We start from the raw sequence: 18695 nt of genomic DNA on the forward strand, positions 1-18695 counted from the left end.
TCCTTAATTATTTGAGGTCTGCTTGATGGCGATAAAAATCAATCCAAGTCTTAAGCAAACGCTCCTCTGAATATGTCTTTGAAATGTTTTCAGATTGTGTCTTTAGATGGTTGAGAGCTGTCGGATATGCGCGTAAATGCCTAATCGCCTCTCCCATTTTTGAGACGTCACTTGCTGGCAAGTACATCCCCTCTAAAATGATGCGATAAAGATCTAAATCCCTTAGCATAATGGGGGCTCCACATGCCGCTGCTTCAAGGATAGTCATCGGAAAGAGTTCACTAAAACTGGGTAATAAAAACAAATCACAAGCTCCATAGAGTTGGCGCATTTCATCAGCCTCTACAATTCCTGTAAAAGTGAGGTTGGTAGGCGGATTTTTCATAAGTTTTTTGTAAACATCATAACCGTCTGTCATCCCACCAAATGAAAACCCCCCCGCCCAAACAAATTGAATGTCCGAATTTGTCTTAGCAAGAGTGACGAAATCATCAATACCTTTACGTTTTTGAATTTGCCCAGCACCAAGAACAACAAAATCTTCCTCTGTCCAATCATAGCGCTTGCGCACTGCTATCCTGTCATCAGCATTAGGTCTAAACCATTTTTCCGAATTAACAAAATTAGGAATGTAAGTAATCTTATCACGGTCAATGCCAAAAGCGACCAAATCTTCTATAAAACTGGGATTGACAACTACTAGATGATCCATGCGATTATAAAAACTCGTCACATACTTAGCCACAATCGGTTGTACAATTTTAGGAATACGAAGACTCCCCCGCAAAGTGTTCGGTAAAAAATGGACGTAGCCAATACGACGACCAACACGCTTTTTACAGAAAGTCGATAGATAAAAAGAAATATCAATCGTATGATAATGCGTAATATCAGCCTTAATACGTTGATTTTCTGTAAGATCAATAATATCTTTAGCATCTCGTTTCAACAAACGCATCAACTCACGATAAGCTCCTGAAACCCCCTGTCCGGGAATAGTCTCGCTTGAGCTGAGCATATTGACTTTGATTTTTTCTTTTGTCATAGTGTTACTATTATATCGTAAATTTCCAAATATTGTAATATCAAGATTTATAAAACCTCATCCATGATAAAATCACAATCTACTGGACAAGGTCTTTTTTTCTTACATACCAATAATACCATACTTTTACTATCATTTCTAACACTACCAAAAAAACTCTAGTATCTTAATACAAATAATCGTCTTCAGTAATTGTTGCAATCTCTACATGTACTTCATAAAGGTAGAAAATTTAAAGCGCTTAAACTAGCCAAGATGTTTAAGGGCGCGTTTTTCTAATGCTTGCTTTTCTTACAAAAAGTTTTTTTCGAACAGCTTTTTTGTGCTATAATGGCAGTGGATAGTTTTGGTGTGCCACTGATTTTTCAGTGGCTTTTTTTGCTTTACTGGAGCAAAAAGGGTTGATTATAAAACTCAGTATAACTATTCACATCACACAAACGCCCACGAGGATTGTCTGCTCTTAGCGCATCTCTTTTCTTCATGATCCTGTGCCAATAAAGCCACTCACTCAAAAAACCTTGGCTTCTTTCTTATAGATTAAGCTATTTATCTCATCAGGTCAAGTGGTAAATAGCTTTTTTCACGCTTAGTCTCCAAAAAGTCTGACAAAGTCTGACTAATATCTAAAAGTCTTATTAATCTACTCTAAAGCACCTTGCTCCTCTTCTTCTAGCTGTTCTTCTAATTGCTCTATAACGGCTTTTAGGACGGTTTTTTGACGTTTAGGGTGTAGTTGTCCCACCTTGTCATTAATCGCCTTTAAAGTGGCGTTTTGGGTAACTGTGAGGGAAGTGTCGCCATCTCGTGCGCCCATCTGATTCCCCTCAATCTGAGAAATAAGAAATTCAAAATCAACATTCATAGCATGAGCTATATTTTGTATCGTTTCTAAAGAGGGAGAAATAGGCCTTTTAGTGGCTGGGTTTTCCCCTTTTTCTAACATGGAAATATAAGCCTTGCTCAAGTTAGCTAACTTAGCAAACTTTCCCATTGACAATCGCTGGGAAGTCCGATAATCTTTTACAATTTTCCCTAATTTCATGACCTTCTCCTGTGTTTTAGAGTTTAATTTATTTTACCAAAAAAAGGTAAAAAAACCAAGATTTTTTGCAAAAAAGCACTTGATAAATATTGTTTAATATGTTAAACTATAGAATGTAAGGTTGCTAAAGACCTTACAAATAAGTACGGAGGTAAATGTGATATGCTAGAAAAGGTTATCGTGATTGTTTTAGTCATCAGTTACCTGTTCGATAAGCAAGTCCAAAGACGAGTTAGGCGAGCAGAGATAGAAAAGCTAAAACAAGAAACAAAAAAGCTAGCTCTTGACATCAAGAAAGCTAGCAAGTAACACATCTTAAGTGGAGGCTGGAGCGAAAAGCTCCAAGCTGATACTTATGCAAGTAGTATATCACAAAAGAAAGATAATGACAATAGAAAATAGCATTTATGCCGGTTTAATTATCGCTTTAGCTTGGTCACTGTACGAGGATTACAAGGTAAACAAGCGCTATCAAAAACTCTTATCAGAAAAGCAAGCCTTAGAAAAACGCGCCCTTAAACATCTTGACTAGCTGACTTTGAACATAGCTAAAAAACACCCTAAACACTCCAAAAAATCAACCTGTATTTTTTGTATTTTTATAACTTTTTAGATACAGAAAAAGCCCAGCACAACTGCCAAGGCTTTTTGTCTAGTCAAACTTTTTTAAGTTTTCTTCGATAAGCGCCAGTAGCTCTTCCAAGTCGTCTTTTGTCGCACGGTTTCGGATAAACCCACGCGCCTGACTTCTCCCATTCAAATAGAGCTTATGCTCCCTGTTCTTTTGCGCCCAGCGCTTATTGGCTTCCATCTGGTCCTTTATATCCTTGTAGCCTTTACGCTTTGGCTTTAGCTCATCTGTCATGTAAACCCCTCCTATCTGTTTTTAAGCCTCAATTTTTTCATTTTTTTAGCTTCCATTTTGCGCCCCCTTTTGGTATAATGAGAGTGCGGTTAACCTTAAAGGGTGCGACCCTTTGACTAACCGTATGCATTAATTATAATTTTTTTAAAGTTCCTTTTCTCAGTTTTCTTGTCCTTTAAGATTGCCCCTTTCTCAATATTAGAGGACAACTACAGCATAACAGCACTAGCGTTATGTAAATACCCTTTTTTCATTTTTTACCACAAACCACCACGGCGTAACAACCGTGGTTTTTTTAGTGTTAGTCATCTCTTGAAATCCATAAAAACACCAAAAAAACAAAAATAAAAATAACAAAATCCTTCACAATATTCACCTGTTATGATATACTCAAATAAATCAAGGGAATGGGGCAGAAAGCCCCTACACCTTGATAAGAACCTTATGATAAGAACCTTACTTAAACTTTCTTGTTTTGGCTGTTTTTTGAGGTTCTTTTTTTGTTACCTTAATCATCTTGGCTATGCCTGTCAAGACTGAACCAACACCAGTTAAAGCAACCCCAACTGATTTATTATAAACAGACCTTTAAACGTTCAACTCCTCACGTATTGCTTTTTGTAATAATTGACTGAAATTGATTTTATTCTCTTTGCCAGCTTCAACTAGCCAACTGGGTAAAGTTACTGTCTTATTAACTGTTTTAGAACGCTCTCGCTCACGAACAAGATCAGTATCTACCGAAATAGCCTGTAAAATGTCCGCATCGCTGGTAAGCTCTCCAGCCAGCGCTTTAAAACTTGATGGTGCTGGAAATTCTTTTTTTTCATCTTCGAACATGATTGTAAAAATTTCCAACACTTCACGAGCATTATAAACAGCTTCATTTAAAGTATTTGCTTCACTGATTGCTCCAGAAAAGTCCGGAAAAGTGATAGTATAACCCCCGTTTTCACTGTCTACTTCAAAAAGTGCTAAATAGGTGTATTTCATAATATAATAATTAGCCAACGACCACCCCGAAAATAGGGAGAGGAATTATCCCCTATTTTTTCTTGATGACTTTTAAAACTGAGCGTAATGTTTTAGGTTTATAGTCTTTCTGCTTTGGATTACTGATTAAAACTTTTCGTCCATCTTCATGTTCCCAAAGCGTATGTGAACCTTTGCCTTTGCTGGTAGGCTTAAAACCTTCATCCTTAGCTATTTTTTCAAGCTCTCGCCGTGTGGTCATTGGCTTTCTCCTTTCCTTATCTTTATGATTATATTATACCATTGTTTAAAACACTTGTCGACACTAAACACGTGTTTTAAACAATTTTTTTCACACACACAAAAAAGCCCCTTGGCATAACGACCTTGGGGAATTTTTACAGCCAGACTATACCCATTATTCTCGTTTTTCTGACGCGATCATATTTTTTAGCAGATGCCTCATGAAGAGTTACCAGCCTATAGATGCCCTCCTTATCTTTTCGTAGCCCAAGAACCTTGGCGTTACGCTTACCGCTTTCAAAGAAAACTAAGTCAAGATTCATGCTGTTCCTAGACAAATCTTTTCTGATGACACAGTAGTCAGTTGCCTGTTCGATAAAAATATCAGAAATAAATGGATATAGCCCTATTCTTTGTTTCACCTCTCTAAAACTCGGAGATTGCTTAAATTCTCCCAAATCAAAAGCACCACTTTCAATTTGTTTTAGAGTAAAGTTAGCGTAGTCCTTGGTTAGCTTATGAAGCCCAAAAAGATGGTGCAAATCTGTAGCTTGAAAAGTAACAACCAACTCTTTTAAATCAGCATAGTTGGTGGAAACTTGGCATATTTTTCCCACAAAGTGTTCTCTATAATCTTTAACAAGCTCTCTTAAGTCCACGCAAAACTCCATTATAAAATTCAAAAAAAAAGCGCTAGGCAGGTTTCGACCCACTGCCAAGGTCAACGATTAGTAGGGGCAAACTACTAACTCCCTTTAGTGCTTTCTAGGCTTGTCACTAGGGAACAATTTTTAAGCTTTGCCAAGCCGTACAGTGCGCTCTTACCGTACGTCTGTGTCGCCACAGATATTGTTCAATACCATCATAATCTATTTTTGTCTTTTTGTCTAGTCTTACAATTTCACCAAATAACGATAGTAATGATAATAGCTAAAAGCGTAAGAGCTGTCATAGACCAAAACAAAACCTTATACTTTTTATCTTCCATTTTCGAATACCTTGTGATACAATGGGAACATACCGTTAGCCTTGGGGCTTTCGCCCCTTTCGCTAACTTTGTTAAATCCTAGAATTTTTCTAAGATTTTTTCGATTAGGTTTAGTAGTGCGATGACTAAGTTGATAAGTGTGATTACCAAAGCCATCGTTTTTTCACTACTAAGCTTTTTTCGTTTTTTAGGATGTTTTCCCATTATATGAGTTCCTTTCTATAATTTCCTTGTCTAAGGCTACCTCCCTCAACTTTACAAGACTATTATAACATAATATTATAATTATGTAAAGTCTTTTTTTATTTTTTATTAAAAAACTTCCAAAAACAATGTTTAAGTACTTAAAAAGCCACTCAAACTAAAGGCTAACAAACTTGTCATCAAAATCAACTTGTTAGTTATCACGCTTGAATGGCACTTTAAAATCGGATAGTGAAAAATCACTATCCACCCTGTAAAGGGGTGTACTTAAATAGTATCAAAAAGAGACATGAAAGTAAAATTTAAGGAGTTAAAGCAAAATAACAACTAAACCTATACACACAAAAACCCCCTCTAGCTTTTGCTAGAAGGGGGTTGTGCATTTTGAATAGTGGTAATAGGTCGGACGGCACTCCGACATCTCAGGTACCCTATTAAGGGTGCGGTAGGCACCATTTCTACCCTCTATTACCATAATTGTTTAAATTATAACATACCGACTACCACTTGTCAACTTTTTTTAATCTCCCACTATGTAGTCGTTTTGTTATTTTTAGTTTCGATAGCTCATGCATTGTTGCAACATAAAAGTATTCTTTACAACTTGCTACCTATTCTTCTCTCAGATTAAGTGCTGCAAATGCTCTATTATACCATGGGGCTTTTGTGTTCCATACATAGTGGGGAAGGTCACGTCCTGTACCGTCTTTATAGATTTGTCGGATGATTTTCAACTCATCTTCATTGGTTAGCCAGTGGTAAGTGCCACGCGCGCTATTAGCATAATAGACACGTCTCCAGTCTCGTTTTGGGTCGCCTTCTATTCTGAATGTAAATTCCATTTCTAAACCTCCTGTTGGTGTTGCTGTTTTTGCTGGTTGCGGTTGTGCTTGTGGCGTTGGTTGTGCTGCGCCACCGTTATAGTATTTCTGTACACGTCTGACATAGTCATCGATGTTTAGCGTTTGAGGGCAAGCGGTTTGTGAGACTTCCCTGTGCATTTTGATTGTCGAGCGGTCAGGGGCTAGTCCCAAGCGCTTACAGATTTCAGCTGTTAGTCTTGCCCCATTTTCTAAGGTTCTATCTGAAAAGAGATAAGTGCTAGCGTCGTTTAGGTTGCCGATATAGCTATTGATATGCTCGATACCAATAGAGTTTTCATTGGTGATAGCCCCACGCCCTCCAGAGTGCCATGCGACAAAATTCTCACCCACGCAGCCCATGATGTCGCTATCTGTCACGAGATAGTTGGCGCTTGTCTGATAGTTACGTGATTTAAGCCATGTTGAGTAAGCTCCCACTACATTTGTTGTCGCTGTACCGTGGATAACGATATAGCGGATAGCTTGTGGGCGCGCTCCCCCACTCCAGAAAACTTCTGGGCGTGCGATGGTGATAAGGTCACTATAGACATCACCGTTTACGTTTTTTACCATGATAGCTCTCCTTATTTTTTGCGTGGTTCAGTATAGTCATAGGCCTGTCCGCTATCGCTGATACCGTGCGTGGTTGGGTCGACAATGACCCCTAACAAGACCAAAAGGGTCAAGATAGAGTTGATAACCTCAGAGATATTGCTAGGCAAGCTAAACCCCAACTGTTGCAAGAGCAAAATCACCGTCGAGATGATGGCTAAAAGTGTTGTTTTATTTAAAAACCTCAATTTCCAGTTAATGCGCATGATAGCCCTCCTGTAGTTTTTCATTGATGGTTTTGATATCGCTTCTGACTTCTTTCATGTTTTCTGATAAGTGCTTTATCTGCTCGATCATCGCCATCATCGCTTTTTGTTCATTGCCGTATTTGTCCAGCACGATAGCGTGGTCGCTGAGCTTTTCCCTTTGGTATTTGCATTCTGCTTCTAGGTTGGTTAAGCGGTGTTCTAGTCGTGCCATATTGCCCCTGATGAGTAGCGCCAGACTTGTCCCACTCACTACGATAGGCAAGACCACCACAACCAGCCAGTGCATGAGTTCACGCTCCGCCATTATTCAGTCTCCTTTACTTTATCTGTTTTGTCCGCTTCTATCTCAGATAGGATAGCATCCTCTATCTCATAGCGTAGGTCACGTAGTTTCTGCTCATCTCTTCGCATAGTGGCACGATTGCTAGCGTATAGATCTGGTAGAAGCAGATTTTCATAGAGGGTTGAGACTGCTTCGTTATTGACATTGATCGTTGTCTGTTTGACTAGTTTTTCCTCGCCGTTTTCTGTCACGATAAACTCAGCGATGATTTGACGTGTTTTATTGATTCTTAACATAGTGATATCCTTTCGTTTTTAGATCATGATTGTTAGTTGTCCCCTGTAGGTGATTCCCTTACCAGAGTTTAGCACAGTGAGACGGTTAACCCCTTCATCTATCTGTAAGTGACTATTGTCACCCCCACCATAAGACCAAGCGGCGATGACAAACATATAGGACTGCGGTGCGCTCCATCCCTCTATCGTGCCGATAGTGAGATTTTTCCCAGTTCCTACAAAGTCATAGCGGACACTGATGACATCGCCCACACGCTTGTAGTAAGACCCCTTATAGCCTGCGGACTGCCAGCCTGTATTGATGAGATTTGGATGGTTGGCTCGTACGAGCTGAGACGGTGTTATCTCTATCCAGTCTTGATAGTTGCCATCTGAATCGACTGTTCTAAAAAAGACTTCACCTGTTGCCCTTGTATAGGTTTGCCAGAGGTTATTCTTCGTATCGGTATAGGTTGCGCCACCAGTGACTACGACTTGCAAAAAGCCCTGTGTTTTTCTGCCATTGGGCTGGTTTAGGGTTTGGCTGTCTACGCTGTAGATACCAGCGGTTGTCGCTTCGTCGAGATTGGCAATTGGGGCTATAGCGTAAAAGCCTAGGGCTGTCCCATCTCTAGCATAGACTTCCCCAGTGGCTTCAATTGACCCCTCAGCGCCACGCTCAGCGATTTTCCCCACACCTAGCCGCCCCAGCTTGTCATAGCTAAAGACGACGCGCTCAGTCGGTACTGTCACACTAAACTCCGTACTGGTAAAGCTATCCGATAAGGTTCCTGTGACTTGAAAAGACTGGTCAGCGCCGTAAGTGCCAGCTAGATTGGCTTGTGAGTTGGTTAGGCTTGCTAGCGTGGTAAATGACCCTGACGCCTGTCCGCTATCCGTGTTAAAGGTAGTTGTCCCCAGCTTTGCTACTCTAAAAGATAAGGTCATCACGTTCTTTTGACTATTTGAGACGGTTAAGGGCGCTATCTTGGCGTTTCGGGTGACGGTAAGGGTGCTAGAGAGCTTCCCAGACCTAGCAACGCTAAAGCTCAAGACGGGGGCAAAGTATTCTAGGACATTGATAGCGACCTCTTTTACTTCCGACTGTCTCCCACGACTATCAAAGACACAAGCACGCACGGTTGCCTTGCCGTTAAAGTTCATGAGACCAAAAAGCCCACCATCGCTATCTATGACCTGCCTTTGTCCCACTATCTCCGCTCGGTAACCAGTGATGGTAGAGCCGTACGCCCCTTTTTGACCGTTAAAGCTCACTTGGACATTGGAGAGGACTTGGACAAAGGTATTCTCAGACATGAGAGCTTTGACCTTTTCATTGGTATCTATCAAGGTAAGACCAGAAAAGCTAGGCTTGACACTATCTGGCAAGCTCGCTATTAGGCTTGTCTGCTGCGTGCCTATCAGTGTAGAGCCACTGTAGGTATCGACATAGAGACTACCACGCCCGCTGGTTGTATCTGGGATATCATCTGCAAAGTTCATTGGGATTGTCCACGAACAGCTGGTTGCGACATTTGTCGCTATTGTCCCCTTTTTATCCCCCCACCAGTATCTGATGGTATGCGTAAAACTCTCATTTTGACGCTTCAGCGTGATAGTTACTGGGCTACCGATGACACAGTTTCCCACACTGATAGCGCTCATCCGTGCTATCGTCGTGAGTGTAAAGGTCCCCACCCCCAGCATGAGTGTACCAGGGGAGAAGCCCCCAGCACCGTTAAACTTCGCTGCAAACTGAAAAGCCTTTGTCCCATCAGCATTGTGCCCCACGGTGATGGTCTGATCTATCAGCATGAGCGTGCTGTTCATGTTTGTCATAGAGGGGCTACCTGACCAGCTGAGACGTTGATTGTTCACATCGACAAAGGCAGATAGGCTATAGCCGTAAAAGGTCGATGTGGTATTGAGTAGCGCCAGCCTTACCCTGACTTGACTACTGTTTGTCTGTACATTTTGCGACACTTGTTCAAGCCATAGCCTGATACGATAGCCCCTGTCGTTATTTGACCAAAATTCTGCCATATTATCCTCCTACATAGCGCATGACGTTCATATCTGGATTTAAGGGGTACTGTTCTTCTCGAAAGCGTCCGATTTGTAAGGTCTTGGTAAAGACCCCATTGTCTATCCGCAAGACCCCATTTGAGATATAGGCGACCTCTAGCCCTGCACTGTAAAAGGAGATGCGGTTATCAGATATCCGAACAGAAGAAGAACCGTCGTTTTTACCGATGACTAGCCCTTCATTTCCAGCTTTCATATAGCTGTCGATAAAGCTCCAGCGCTGTGCCATATTGCCTAGATTGGTATCTATCGCATTGATACGTTGTGAGAGCGTTGTGAGGTCATCATTTGAGCGTTTTTCATTTGCCTGTTGATCTTTGACAAACTGTTGATACTCCGAGAACCACTTTTCCACCGTATCCATCGCCGCCTTGGCTTCTAGCTCCGCTTGGAGAAGACCAGCACGTTCTGAAAGAGCATTGATTTGTTCTTGGGTCAAGCTTTGGTCAGCCTTGGTGCTTAGGGCGTCATCGATATCAGCTTGCGACTGCTCATAGTGCCTTGCTGTTCTCCCCTCTACCAACATCACCTCAGCGATAAACATCAGATTACCACGACCATCGTTTGACCCATTATTGTCAAAACGCAGATAAGCATTGTCCAGCTCACCGCTGTTAAAGGTCACCGTGATATAGTCCATCTTGTCATGTGCAAACTTTCTGCCCCCTATCAAGGGGCGCGCCTGTGAGTAACTGGCTGTATCCTGTGCTTTTCGCCCCAGCAGATAGACATCACTACTTGTGACATTGCGACTAGAGAGAGCGTAAAAACTCAAAGTATAGTCACAGTTTCTTTTGAGTTCAAAACGATTGGTACAAGCATAGGTTTCCTGTGGGCTTTTTGTCTCTAGGCAAAAGAGTTTTTTCTGCCCTTGATAGTAAAAAGCGTGCTGACTGACGCGAAAAGTCCCACCAGCTACACCGTAACCCCACCAGGCGTTAAGACTGCTTGGAAAGCCACCGTTTTTGATGAGATTGTGCCCACCTATCTCCACCGTTCCCACCATATCAACCCATTTGTACTTAGTTGGGTCAGAGCTATCTGCCTGTGTAAAGTCGGTATAAGTCCCGATATAGCGTTTATTGCCTGTCTGACTAGTGCTAAAGCCACTTCTGCCATCAGCACTTTCAGCATAGGCAAAGTGGATATAGGGGGTTCTGCCGTCTGCACCTTTTGCCCCTGGTATCCCATCAGCGCCATCAGCACCCCTCCACTTCGTCCAGCGGTAGGCGGTTGGATTATTGCTATCAGTCTGTGTAAAGTCCTGATACATACCGATATAGGCTTTTGTCTGGTCCGTCTGACTAAAGCCACCACCAACGGCATTATCAGCGTAAGCAATGTGGGTATACTGGGTTCTGCCATCAGCACCCTTTGCGCCAGCAATCCCACGCTCGCCCTTTGGTCCTTGCAGACCTTGGATACCCGGATCGCCCTTATCGCCTTTTGCTCCCTGTGGTCCCCTCTCACCTTGTGCGCCACGCTCACCCCTGTCTCCCTTATCGCCTTTTTGCCCATTTAGCCCATCATTGACATTGATAAGGGTCAGCTCATCAACTGCCACTTCTTCACTACCGATATAGGCAGCGATGGTTAGGGTCGCTGTATTGTCAATATCAGTCCCACGCACGACATAGGTCAGACCAGCTTTGACATTCCCATCAAGGGAGAAGCGATAGGTCACCTTCTGCGTGATAAGCTTATCTCCTTTTTTCAGACTGGGAGCTACGAGCGTCTCTCCAGTCTGGTTTTTAAAGGCTGTCCCATTTGTCGTTGCTATCTGGATAGTGTAGGGGGTTTTTGCTTCTATCAGCTCTTGCATGCGTGCCGATAGACTAGATGAGAGTTGTGACTTGAGCTTGACATAGTTTGAGAAGGTCAGCGTGTTGTTGCTTGGATTTGAAAAACTGATGACCTGTTCAGACACGCGCGCCTGTAATATCAAGCTACCTATAAAGTTCTCATCTTGTATCTTGACCGTATCGCCAAGCGCAAGGTCACTATAGTTGTTGACAAAACTTGAGGCGATAGAGGCGGTATAGGTCATTTTAGGATAGGCATACTGCTTTAGCGTCCTAAAGGCATAGGCTAGGAGGTCATTGGCATTTGTATACTCCGTTTGATAGTCTCGCCTTATCCACTTATCCACAGTTTGCGCCACACTTTGCCGGTACATCTGCGCCGCCTTTGGGGCGTAGACTTCTGAGTTTCCCTTCCTCGTGAAAAACTCTTCATTTCCTAGCTCGTCCTTATCAGAGCGCTCCAGATTGTTCAGATTGACCCCATCAGCGCCTGTAAAGACCCCCATGGTAAACAAGTCTGTCTTGTCCGTTGTGACCTGTACCCCCTTGACGTCCTTACCATAACGCAGGGTAATATCACTTCTTATCCGTCCGATACCGTGATGCGTACTATCTGCCTTGTGGTAGATGTTTAGCACCACGCGCTTATAGGTCCCATCACGGTTTAGCTCCGTGGTAAACTTCAACTCCGCATCAAAGCGTGACGCCAGAGAAAGCAGGCGTGCTAGTTTTGTCTCTTGATTATCAAAAGTCAGCGTTCTTTTCGTTTCTGCGATTTCAAAAACACCGATTTCCCCACCCTCATAGACTAAAAGCTCCATCTGCTTGATATACCAGTCCATGGTATGCGCCTCAGAGCTGGTAAAGGGATTAGCTAGCTCATTGACTAACTCCAGACTGGTATTGTTACAAGTCAGCTGGATTTTAAAGTCATCTTCAACCATCTGAGCGATGTAAAAGAGATAGTCCTCCCCTTGATAGCGAAAGGACAAGTAGACCTTATCCGTGATATAGACCAAGTCATCATGGAGCTTGCCATTGTAAAATTTTGGGATACTCAGATCAAAAGTTGACGTCGCCTCAGCCAGATAGCGGTGCCAGCTATCATTGGTAAAGGATAGCATGCCCTCCACCTTGTTATTTAGCGCTGTTAGGCGCTTTAGTTGGCTGTCTCTTATAACGATTTGCACCTAGATATACCTCTCTTTCCACTCAATTGTGATGGTGGGTTCTTTTCTTAGCCAGCTTGAAAACTGAAAATCAAGCTCACTTGTGCCGACTGGTAGAGCGAGCGGTTCAGAGCCATTTAGCTCATCGCTGTTTTTGGGCATACCGTCTAGGGTCGTCTTTCCTGTCGCCATATCAATCACCATCTGACTACCCATTGGGTAGCGATTTGGAATATCTCTAGCCACAGCGACAAAGTCTTTTTGATAGTAGAGCTGTTCTACATACATCCTTGTCACAAGAGGCTTGTTTCCGATAGCTCCAAAGGCGAGATGGATTTTAGCAGAGCGCCTGCCCTTGATTTCTGGGATGGTAAAGACTGGATAAGACCCCCACCAGTAGACCTGTACTTTATCATCATTGCGCTTTAAGTCTGAAAAGCCACGTGGTTCATTAAAAGGGTTTTGCGTCTCAATATCTGTTGCTGAAAAAGTCCAGCGCTTCAGCATACGATAGCCACCCTTACCATCACTTGCCATAAAGTTATACTCACAGTCTAGGCCATTAGAGCGCTTGTAGGTTTCCACACCGTAGAGAAATTGCCCATTGGTATCCGAGACACTCAGCTTGATAAAGCCATATTGATTGGTTGCCCCAGCCCAAAAGAGCTGACGCCACCAGATATAGTCATTGAGTGACCCTTTTGTCCCATTGCTATCTGTTGGGATATCCCAGCTCAGCGTTCCTGCACTATGCCCAGCATTTGTCGCCCAGTTAGAGAGACTGAGAAAGTTCCGCCCGTTAAAGGCGACCGGCCCCACCTGTCCGTTTTGTGCCTGTAGGGTATCGTTTAGGATAGCCACATTTTTACTTGCTTGACGTAAACCCTCAGAGGAGAGATTGAAACGGTAATCCAGCAAAAGCTCAGAGCGTTTGATGTTTTCGCTATCGTCTTCTTCTGGATTGCCTAGCTCGTAGATACCAGAGGCGCTCACAAGCCCCATATAGCCATTTTCAGCGTTGTTTTTGATGGTGATGATAGGATAGACCTCCGCCGTCCCAAAATTGTTTAAAACCGCCTTAAATGCGCTTCTCGACTGTTTGGTAATCGTTCCGTACTTTCCGCTTTGTCCTGTCTTGACCATCGCCCTTGTTTTACTCGTCGCATAGGCGCTTGGTACTTCAAAAGCTAAAGTCACCGTTGCAGAAGCTGGTGAGGTTGAGTGGTCGATGGCAAAGGACTGCGCCCCTGTTGGGATTGCCAGCCAGATTTTATTAGGTTCATCGCCAAAGATGAGTTCTTTAGGTTCACTCACGTTCAAGAGCCCACCTAGCCACTCTTGGGCTGCCACTAAAAAGGGTTGTGTTCCCTTTAGCTTTAGGGTCACCGTGATAGGTTTATAAGCCAAAGTCCCATACATAAAGGACTGCCCATAGCGTTGAGAACCTTGTTCTTGATAGGTATTGTTAAAGCTACTGCCGACATTCCTTGTGACGTCTGTTGTCTGCGCCAGACCTCCCAGTTTTTTGAGGTTATCTAGCACAGATAGACCGTTGTAATAAAAACTGATACTCACACGATTCCTCCTCTCTCACCTCTTAGGATAGCCATACGTTTGTCATAGGCTTCCTGTGCTGTTGCCATATAAGGCGCCAGCCCATTTGACACCCCTTGACCATCGATAATATTACGTATCTCAAGCGGTTGTTGTCCATTTGCCACAAGTTGACCTAACAGTCCTATCATGGTATCTAGCTTATGCTCAAGCGCTGATAGTGCGCCTGTCTCACTGTCTCGCCTTTTCTTGTCTCCCTCTTCACCGATAAAGTGACCGACTACCTCAGCTAGCAATTGCCAGGCTCTACTTCGCCTTGCTATATCGGTTGGGATGACATACTCAGGCTTATTGTTTTCAGCGAGTTCATAGACACCGTGCTGAGACACGAGACCACCATTAGCATAGCCCAGAGGCCCAGAGACACGCGCAAACATACTAGGACCACGCCCATAGCGTGCCGCCGCATAGGCGATACCAGCTAAAAGGTTGTCATAACCGTTAAAGATATTGTTATGCCCAGGGTGCTTATAAGCGTTAAAGGTCGGTTCAATCGTCTGTACCAGCCCTTTGGAGGGGATACCAGCCCTTGCATTGCTATCCCAGTTATTAACGGCTCTTGGGTTACCGTTACTTTCACGCTGGATAACCTTCATCCATGCATTGACTTGTGACTGCGTCGCTTCAAAGCCATTGGCTTTTAGCGCTTTTACAACGCTATCACGCCAGCGCGCCACACCAGTCCCACCACCGCCAGAGGGTTCGCTGTCTGTTTCTGGTGCTAAGAATTTTTTGATCCAGTCAAACATACCGCCCACCTGTCTCTTGATGAGTTGTTGCAGTGGGTTATTTGCCTTTTTCGCACTGTCAGAACCTCCATCTGTGCTACTTCCCCCCTTGACACCAAAGTCAAGGAAGGTGGTTGCACCAGAGGCTAGCCGATTGCTAAAGGTATGATAGCGCCCATCGCCACCATAGTTATACTCTTCACCGCTATACCTATCCCCATTTACAGAGGATACGATAGCCACGTGGTTTGGAAACTGACTGCCTGGCGCATAGACAGCCACACTACCAGCCTTGGGTTTGCTCATATGCGGTACACGAGCATTGACCCAGTCCGAACCGTTACCTAGATGTGAAAACTTAGCTGGATTGACACCCCAGTTATTCAGACGGCTAGCCACAAAGGACACACATTCACGGATAAAGTAGCCCCAAGGGTCAGCCATAGCGTCTTTTGCCATGTTTTTCCACTTGGCTGGATAGTCGTCTCCGACTGCCCCCATCGCTACAGAGCTTCCTTCATCGGCTGCCGATTGCGCCATGCTCCAGAGTTCCTTCCACCAACTTTTAGCGGTGTTGATAGGAGTTTTAAAAAGAGCTGTCCCCAGAGGGTTAAACAAGCCGTCTAGCTTGTCTGCCTTGGGGTTAAATTTTCTTGCCAGCGTGCCTATTGGATCTTTTACAGCGTCAGAGATGTAGCCTAGCATTTTAGCAAACTTAGAAACGGTATCCTTGATACCGTCCCAGACATTGCCAGCGACCTGCGTTGTCGTGTTCCATATCTTAGACCAAAAGCCAGTACCGCTTTTGAAAGGGACTTGATTGCCTAAGCTTGATAAGAGCCTTGTCTCAAAGGCGTTTAGGACTTCTGTCCCAGCTGGTAGCAATGCAGAGACATTCCTGCCTTGCGGTTGCCAGATGTGACCGTTTGGAAAGATAACCGTTTCACGGTTGCCCGTCTCAGGGCTATCATTGCCATCATTTAGAAGGGCAAGAGTGGGGCTTGTGATAGCTTTACGGATACGTGAGATACCCTCAAGCGCCCCTGTCCCTTGGGCAAACTTAACCTTAGGGATTTTCTTAATAGCATTTTTAGACCCACCAAAAGACTCTATCAAGCCATTGATCCCATCTATCCCAGCGTTTGGAATTTTGATAACGGCATTGATACCAGAGCCAGCGAGATCCTTTAAGCCCTGCCACATGGCAGAAAAGCCCTTTTTGATACCGTCCCAGGTATCGCTAAACTTTTGTCCGATACTGTCTAGAGCCAGACTTAAAAGCTTTCTTAGCACTTCACTACCGATTTTGCTTCTTTTTTGCATGACCGACCAGCTATTAGTCAGGTAGTCACTAGCCCCCTGCCAAGTCGACTTCCAGCCTTTAGAGATACCAGAAGACACTTGACTGATAGTATCAGATGTTGCCTTATAGGCCTTCCCAACGTTTTTTTTGATACCGTTAAAGGTATCGCCTATAAACTTCCCAGCCTTACCAAAAAAGCTGACAAAGCCCTTGTATAGGTTCTTAGCCCACTTGATGAGACCATCTACAAACTTCCTAAAGGCCTTGCTGTGCTTATAGAGTTCATAAAGGGCGACACCAGCCGCCGTAACCCCCAGCACGATCAAGCCAAAAGGATTGGTGGCAAAGGCGAGCTTAAGCGCTTGAAAGCCTGTCTTGACCAGCGTTATCCCCTTATAGAGGGATTGAAAGCCCTTGATGACATGCGACGCTATAAAGTACCCACCGATGACTATACCGACCGCCTTTATCGCTTCCTTGTGCTTAGCAATCTCTTTTAGCCCTCCAGCTAGCCCAGTGACTGAGCTTTTAGACTTCTTGCTATTGCCACTCATCGCACCAAAAGCAGAAGCGATAAGGTCAATGGTATCTTTTGCGACTGCCCAGACCCCCTCACCTAGAGAGGTGGCGATACTTGCCACAGAGCCGACACCAGAGAGGGCATTTTTAGCAAACTGAGCGATAGCAGGGGCGTTTTTTGCGATACTGTCAGCCATCTTTTCCACAAAGCCTGTCAGCTTGTCCATGATGTGATTCATGACCTCGCCAGAATCTTTCATCTTGAAAACTTTCTTAAAGCTATCAATGACCTTATCTAGTCCACGAGAAGCCACCTCACCTAGTGTTGTAAAGCGCTTCTTTGTCTCATCGCTTGCTATCCACTCAGAAGCTTTTGCTAAAAGCGGATTTTTCATTTTTGAGAAGGGTTCTTCAACCGCTGCGATTAGGGCGGGACCCCTTCCTTTTATGGTGCGCTCCAGCCCTTCAGTCGTATTGGCAAAGTTTTTGGTGGCGTCCTTATACTTTTCGCCCATCCGTTGCAAGGCTTTGTTGGCGATTTCAGCTGTGACTTCACCGTTCTTCTGCATTTCAGCAAAAGTAGCGTTGGTGATTTCAGCACCGCCTTTCATCTCTGAAATAACGCCAATCATTTCCTGCTTGATAGTCGGGAAAACGTTCATAAAGGACAACATGTCCTGCGCTTGAACCTTACCATTACCAAGCATTTGCCCCCATTGTGTGGCAAAGTTTTGGACGGCGTCATCCGCTACACCAAAAGCGTCTTGCAAAGTCAGAATGGTGTTTGTGAGCTGTTTCGTGTCGTCTGCGCTGTGAGTAACAGAGTATATTTTTTTATTCAGCTCATCGACCATCTGGGCGCTGTTTGAGGCGGCTTGTGCCATATCGTTGGTCATATCCACCATGGCACGCCCCTCTTTTGCAGAGCCTGTTAGGGTCGTCCATGACGCTGTCATGACTTCTTGATAGCGGATATAGTCATTACCCTGTTGCAAAAGTTCAGAAAAGAGACTTTTTGCCCGACCTAGACCGCCTACAAAGGCACTTGAGACCACATTGGCACTAAAGACACTGGTAAAGATAGAGCCTGTCTGGTGCGCCTTTTTACCGACGCTTTCTGTCTCCTCACCTAGCCCTTTCATCTTCTCCTTGAGTTTTTGGACAAGTGTAGGGTGCTCACCTAGTTTTTTTAGCTCCGCATTGAGTTTGTCTTGCTCGCCTTTAGCCTTCGCCATGGCGGTAGCTGTTTCATTTAGCTTTATTTTTTGCTTGTGATAAGCCTCGCTAGCTTCTCCGCTTTCTCTAGCAATCTTCGTGAGCATTTTCTCTTGTGTCTCGTACTGCCTTGAGAGATTTAAAATGGCTTCTTTGAGACCAGACACGCGCGCTTTTTGCGCTTCCTCTTCCTTGCCCTCAGCTTCTAGGCGTTTAATCTTGCTATCGACTAGGTCATTTTGCGCCTTATAGCTTTTTTGCAAGTCAGCTAGCCCAGACTTGTAGTAGTCCATCGACTGCTTGGCTTTTGTCTGTTGGGCTTCCATGCTAGCTAGTCTAGTTGTGGCTTGGTCGATTTGTTGTTGATACTTGAGATACTCGCCAGCCGTCTCAGTGGTGCTGCCTTTGAGTTCAGCTTGCTTTTGCTTGAGGTTGTCTATTTTTGCTTTTTGCGCTTCAATGGCATTTCCCAAGCCTTGGTATTTTGTTTCTGCCGCCTTGGTATAGTCCCCAACGGCTTTTAATTGCGCTTCTTGCGCTTTCCATGCATTGGTGGCACTATTAACCACGTTTGTCAACTGACGCACCGATTGGCTCGCCTTGACCACGTCAAGAGCGATTTCCGTTGACATCTGCGCTTGTATTTTCTTAGCCAT

General features: G+C 44.1%; 16 protein-coding genes. 2 read left to right on the forward strand and 14 right to left on the reverse strand.

Translation table 11 applies throughout. The features are described 5' to 3' along the window. Positions 1-7: 7 nt before the first annotated feature. Together NXS10_RS05235 and NXS10_RS05240 are read right to left on the reverse strand one after the other, a co-directional pair. Entirely contained in the window at positions 8-1045 is a 1038-nt protein-coding gene (locus tag NXS10_RS05235; RefSeq protein ID WP_259138436.1) for a glycosyltransferase family 4 protein, read from the reverse strand. A gap of 643 nt (positions 1046-1688) precedes the next feature. After that, positions 1689-2090 carry a helix-turn-helix domain-containing protein gene (locus NXS10_RS05240; protein ID WP_259138439.1) on the reverse strand — a complete coding sequence of 134 codons (402 nt, stop codon included), beginning with the start codon at positions 2088-2090 and terminating at the stop codon, positions 1689-1691. A 162-nt stretch (positions 2091-2252) separates the two neighbouring features. Here NXS10_RS05240 and NXS10_RS05245 point away from each other — a divergent pair, with 162 nt between their 5' ends. Beyond that, a complete protein-coding gene (locus tag NXS10_RS05245; RefSeq protein WP_259138442.1) occupies positions 2253-2399 on the forward strand; it encodes a hypothetical protein in 147 nt (48 codons plus the stop codon). Between the two features lie 76 nt (positions 2400-2475). Then, on the forward strand, positions 2476-2622 hold the full coding sequence (locus NXS10_RS05250) for a hypothetical protein (protein ID WP_259138445.1): 147 nt from the start codon (positions 2476-2478) through the stop codon (positions 2620-2622). Positions 2623-2742: 120 nt separating this feature from the next. On the opposite strand, the gene NXS10_RS05255 is transcribed toward NXS10_RS05250, so the two are convergent. The 12 genes from NXS10_RS05255 to NXS10_RS05310 form a co-directional block, all read right to left on the reverse strand. Further along, positions 2743-2955, reverse strand: coding sequence for a hypothetical protein (locus NXS10_RS05255; RefSeq protein ID WP_259138447.1), 213 nt, complete (start codon positions 2953-2955; stop codon positions 2743-2745). Positions 2956-3543: 588 nt separating this feature from the next. Then, positions 3544-3948 carry a type II toxin-antitoxin system HicB family antitoxin gene (locus NXS10_RS05260; protein ID WP_259138450.1) on the reverse strand — a complete coding sequence of 135 codons (405 nt, stop codon included), beginning with the start codon at positions 3946-3948 and terminating at the stop codon, positions 3544-3546. A 52-nt stretch (positions 3949-4000) separates the two neighbouring features. Then, positions 4001-4189 carry a type II toxin-antitoxin system HicA family toxin gene (locus tag NXS10_RS05265; RefSeq protein ID WP_259138453.1) on the reverse strand — a complete coding sequence of 63 codons (189 nt, stop codon included), beginning with the start codon at positions 4187-4189 and terminating at the stop codon, positions 4001-4003. Between the two features lie 136 nt (positions 4190-4325). Then, positions 4326-4829 (reverse strand): PBECR4 domain-containing protein, encoded by a 504-nt coding sequence (locus NXS10_RS05270; RefSeq protein WP_259138456.1) that lies wholly within the window; start codon positions 4827-4829, stop codon positions 4326-4328. A 1144-nt stretch (positions 4830-5973) separates the two neighbouring features. Then, complete coding sequence (locus tag NXS10_RS05275; RefSeq protein WP_259138459.1) at positions 5974-6798, reverse strand: peptidoglycan recognition protein family protein; 825 nt, start codon at positions 6796-6798, stop codon at positions 5974-5976. A gap of 11 nt (positions 6799-6809) precedes the next feature. Then, positions 6810-7043 (reverse strand): phage holin, encoded by a 234-nt coding sequence (locus NXS10_RS05280; RefSeq protein ID WP_259138460.1) that lies wholly within the window; start codon positions 7041-7043, stop codon positions 6810-6812. Further along, positions 7033-7350 (reverse strand): DUF7365 family protein, encoded by a 318-nt coding sequence (locus NXS10_RS05285; RefSeq protein ID WP_259138462.1) that lies wholly within the window; start codon positions 7348-7350, stop codon positions 7033-7035. Before NXS10_RS05285 ends, NXS10_RS05280 begins: the two co-directional genes overlap by 11 nt. Continuing rightward, positions 7350-7625: a hypothetical protein gene (locus NXS10_RS05290; RefSeq protein ID WP_259138464.1), complete on the reverse strand. Its 276-nt coding sequence runs from the start codon at positions 7623-7625 to the stop codon at positions 7350-7352. Before NXS10_RS05290 ends, NXS10_RS05285 begins: the two co-directional genes overlap by 1 nt. An 18-nt stretch (positions 7626-7643) precedes the next feature. Continuing rightward, on the reverse strand, positions 7644-9647 hold the full coding sequence (locus NXS10_RS05295) for a DUF859 domain-containing protein (RefSeq protein ID WP_259138466.1): 2004 nt from the start codon (positions 9645-9647) through the stop codon (positions 7644-7646). A 1-nt stretch (position 9648) separates the two neighbouring features. After that, complete coding sequence (locus tag NXS10_RS05300) at positions 9649-12681, reverse strand: phage tail spike protein (RefSeq protein ID WP_259138476.1); 3033 nt, start codon at positions 12679-12681, stop codon at positions 9649-9651. After that, on the reverse strand, positions 12682-14235 hold the full coding sequence (locus NXS10_RS05305) for a distal tail protein Dit (protein WP_259138478.1): 1554 nt from the start codon (positions 14233-14235) through the stop codon (positions 12682-12684). Then, positions 14232-18695 carry a tape measure protein gene (locus NXS10_RS05310; protein ID WP_259138480.1) on the reverse strand — a complete coding sequence of 1488 codons (4464 nt, stop codon included), beginning with the start codon at positions 18693-18695 and terminating at the stop codon, positions 14232-14234. Before NXS10_RS05310 ends, NXS10_RS05305 begins: the two co-directional genes overlap by 4 nt.

This window comes from Streptococcus sciuri, from assembly GCF_024814375.1.
GTDB lineage: Bacteria > Bacillota > Bacilli > Lactobacillales > Streptococcaceae > Streptococcus > Streptococcus sciuri.